The organism is Acinetobacter sp. UBA6526, assembly GCF_002434875.1.
Taxonomy (GTDB): domain Bacteria; phylum Pseudomonadota; class Gammaproteobacteria; order Pseudomonadales; family Moraxellaceae; genus Acinetobacter; species Acinetobacter venetianus.
In genome coordinates this window covers 1-4,075 of the sequence record NZ_DJLC01000138.1, presented here as the reverse complement: position 1 = coordinate 4,075, position 4,075 = coordinate 1, and the positions used below count along the sequence as shown (strand labels likewise).

At 39.1% G+C, this 4,075-nt stretch carries 4 protein-coding genes; 3 read left to right on the top strand and 1 reads right to left on the bottom strand.

Annotation, left to right across the window (positions count from 1 at the left end):
- The first annotated feature begins 76 nt into the window (after positions 1–76).
- The 3 genes from B4237_RS09200 to B4237_RS09190 all read left to right on the top strand — a co-directional run bounded on the left by B4237_RS09200 (position 77) and on the right by B4237_RS09190 (position 2,960).
- Positions 77–1,423, top strand: a complete 1,347-nt coding sequence (locus B4237_RS09200; protein ID WP_004877444.1) for a sphingomyelin phosphodiesterase — start codon at positions 77–79, stop codon at positions 1,421–1,423.
- A 15-nt stretch (positions 1,424–1,438) separates the two neighbouring features.
- Complete coding sequence (locus B4237_RS09195; RefSeq protein WP_278596494.1) at positions 1,439–2,368, top strand: lipase secretion chaperone; 930 nt, start codon at positions 1,439–1,441, stop codon at positions 2,366–2,368.
- 124 nt (positions 2,369–2,492) lie between these two features.
- Entirely contained in the window at positions 2,493–2,960 is a 468-nt protein-coding gene (locus B4237_RS09190; RefSeq protein WP_278596493.1) for a hypothetical protein, read from the top strand.
- Positions 2,961–2,991: 31 nt separating this feature from the next.
- On the opposite strand, the gene B4237_RS09185 is transcribed toward B4237_RS09190, so the two are convergent.
- The coding region (locus B4237_RS09185; RefSeq protein WP_286942812.1) for a biotin/lipoyl-containing protein at positions 2,992–4,075 on the bottom strand (1,084 nt) is incomplete at its 5' end.

The following is a 4,075-nucleotide window of genomic DNA, read 5'->3' as shown; positions in this document are numbered from 1 at the left end:
ATTTTTTCAATAATGAATATTTTATAACTTTGATTGTTCTTTGTTCATAGACTTTATGCACTATGGAGAGAGAAAAATGAAGCTGAAGAGCTTAAAACTAGGCGCAGGGGTAGCGTTAATGGTGAGTGGTTTTGCAATGCAAGATGCGCTCGCTGATTCTTATGTTTTTGTTACAAATACCACACCACAAACTGTATCAATACAAGTAAACCATACAGGGACTGATATTTTAGAACAAGGAAATGAATGGGCTCAAGAAGCCACTCAAATTGCACCTTATGAGACTAAACGTGTTCTGCGTATGAACCGTTATACAGGTTTAAAGTCAGGTAAAACTTATAATTTTGATACTGTAGTCACAAGTGGTAATTCACAAGTGACACTAAAACAAACCATGACTGGCACTTGGTCTGGCAGCTCAATTAAACATGGCATCCAAACAGCATCTACAACTTCTCCTTGGTATTCTGATCGTGATGTACATCGTATCAATACCAACTATGCTGGCTTATCAGCTCAAGCTGCTGTAAAGGCTGAATACACAGGTGGTTATGATGATTTCCATTACACGATCCACCAAAATACTGTACAAGAACCAGTCTCTGCGAGTGCAGATGAATTAAAGGTATTGACGTATAACATTTACGCTTTACCAATGGTTGCGAGTAAAATTAGTGAGCGTTTAGCAGAGCTTCCAAATCATCTAAGTGGTTATGATGTGATTATGATGCAAGAAGCATTTGCCTCTTCTCGTACGGGTATGTTAAATCAACTTGCACAACAGTATCCATATCAAACACATATCCCTGTAGGTTCAGGCTATAACCTATTTGATAGCGGTTTAGTTATCGTGAGCCGATACCCTATTGTAAAAACAGCACAATTTATTTATCCAGATTGCACTGGAACGGACTGTTTTGCTGATAAGGGCGTACTATATGCTGAAATCATTAAAAATGGTAAGGCTTACCATGTGACATCAACACATACCGCATCGTTTGATACTGATGAAGCTCGTGCGCTACGTCAAGTTCAATTCCAGCAAATTCGCCAACTTGTAAATCAGCAAAATGTTCCAAGTTTTGACGCGGTCTTGATGGGTGGTGACTTCAACGTCAATAAATTGTTATGGCCTCAAGACTATCAAAATATGTTGATGAACCTCAATGCAACCGCAGCTCCAAGCACAGGTTATACAGCATCAACTTTTGATCCTCGTGTCAATAAATTGGCTGGTGCAGCAGGTTCAGGTGGTACAGCTGTCGAATACCTTGATTATATCGTTGCGTCAAATACACATCGTCAACCGATCCAATCACGCAATGATGTTCGTATTTTACGTACGACTGCTGACCCACTTTATATGACTTGGGATTTATCAGACCACTTCCCTGTAATGGGACAATTTAATTACAGTCCTTAAACTTCGGAAAACGGTATGAACAAAAGACTATTACTGACAATAATTATTGTTTTAGTGGTCTTGGTCGGGATTGTAGTTTGGAAGAGCACCGCCTCTTCCGCTGCAATCCAGCAAACCAAATCCACAATAGCTTCTACAGATTCATCACAACATTCAACGAATGAGACGATGCAAAATAAAACTCAGGATGAGCTTTTTCAAGAATCTTTATCAAAACAATTACATCTGTTGCAGCAACAACCAGGAAATATCACTCAGTTCTTAACTGATTTTCAAGTAAGCTGTAAAGTTCAGGATTGCAATGCTGCGCTTGCTAAAGCTTTAGCGAATTATCCTGATCAAAAATTTGCGCATTTAGTTGAAAATTTATTACAGCGTATGCCGCAATATGAACAGCAAATGCAAAGTACAGTTCTCTCAACAAGCTTATCGCCTAAAGAACGCTTTAATCAGATCTGGAAACTAAGAGAACAAACTTTAGGACAAGCCGAAGCCAAACTTGGTTTTGGACAAGAACGTCAATATGCAGATTACCGATTTGCTTACAATGACTTGGTAAATAATTCGAGCCTTAGCACGGAACAACGTCTTAAAGCCTTTGATGAATTACAGCAACAATATCCAGATGCAGTTCAACAGGAAAGTAAAATTGGCATATATGAACAAGCGTTACGTTTGCTCAATCAAAACTCAAGTAATCCTGCTGAAACAGAACGATTAAAGCAGACTTTACAAGAGCGTTATTTGACCAAACAAGAACAAGTTGATATGCAACTTAAAGAACAACGTGAAGGTCAACAGCAGCAAAAAGTTGATCAATATCAACAAGCATTAAAACAATTACAACAAGATATGGAGCCATTAAAAACTCAGCTTTCAAACACTGAATGGCAACAGCAATATGAAACACGATTAGAAAATTTAAGACTGAAAATGTTTCCTTAGCTTTCGCGCCATCCAGCGACTTGGGTGGCGACTATTTCACCATATTCCATTTTTTCCTATACTGCTAATATTTGAAAAAATTAGCTTGTGATATACCGATCACCTCTTTTTGGAAATCAATGGAATGAATTATCCCAAATTTCAACATGACTTAAATATTGCACTTGAATCAGAAATCTTAGGAGAATTAATTTTTCTGAATGCTGCTCAACATGCTCGTTCTATAGAACAACAGCAAAAATGGAAAACATTGGCACAACTGGAAACTCAAACACTTCAACGGTTAGAAGATTTCTTAGCGCAACAGGGTCACACTGCCTCAATTCGACCACACATTAAGTTGCAAGCGAAAGCATCAGGTATCGCGATGGCAAAGCTTCCGTGGAAAGTTGCTATGCATTTACTCAAACAAGGTACAAAACCTTTTATGCAAACTTTTGAGAGAATGAATCAACATGCCGATGCAACGACTCAAGAATTTCTTCGATACTTATTAGCACATGAGCAAGCACTAGCTGAATTTGCAAACCAAGAATTAAAAGGGAATCCCAGACACTCATTAGTCGCGGTTGAAAGGCTATTAAAAAGCTAGGCGTAAAACCTAGCTTCTTAATTTACACATTTTATGCAATCACGACATTTAATAATAATTGTCGTTTTTTCACTTGTTGTCCAATTTGACCAATCAACTCATCTACCACGCCGTCAACATCCGACTTGATTTGTTGCTGGATTTTCATGGCTTCCAAAATCAATAAGGTTTGCCCCTTAACAACCGTGTCTCCTGCATTAACCAATAGATTCACAATTGCTCCATCCATCGGTGCACGGATTTTACCATCACCCACCACTTCAGTCGCTTCAGGCGCGGCATAGGTGATATTTTCAATCACTAAATTACCGTTTGCCGAATCTAAATAGAGTTGATTTTGATCAAGTACATAACTCAATTTACGGCGCACACCATCTACGTTATAGATGATCTGATTATCCGTTATTTCTACAACCTGAATCGTACAGTGTTGATCACATAAGCGCACGGTGACTTGCTGCTGATCCATCTCGACTTGTAGTGACAATTGTTGATCTGCACATTTCAACTTTAATGGTAACGGCGTTGCAATACCTGTTTGCCATGCTGTTTTTAAAGCCTTGTGTCGTACAAATAATGTTGCTGCAATCGTCAGACATTCAATGCTTGGAACTTGTTGATGCAAGCTCACATCATCCTGAAAATGCTGTTGGATAAATGCGGTATTGGTATCGCCAGCCACAATAATAGGGTGACGTAATAAATTCACCAAAAATTGTTTATTGCTATTTACACCAAGTAGTACGCAATCATCTACTGCACGCGCTAATAAACGAATCGCATCTTGACGGGTTTTACCATAAGCAATCACCTTCGCTACCATTGGATCATAAAACGGACTGATTTCGCCCGCCTCTAACATACCATGATCAATACGAACATTCGGTAGCATTCCATCAGAGCCAGCAGGTTGCCAACGTAATACTTTGCCTGTTTGCGGCAAAAAGTCCTGACGCGGATCTTCTGCATATAAACGGACTTCGATGGCATGTCCATTTAAAGTCAGTTCATGTTGTTGCAGTGGTAAAGTTTCACCATTGGCAACACGGAGTTGCCATTCTACCAAATCCAATCCCGTAATCATCTCAGTGACAGGATGTTCAACCTGTACTCTT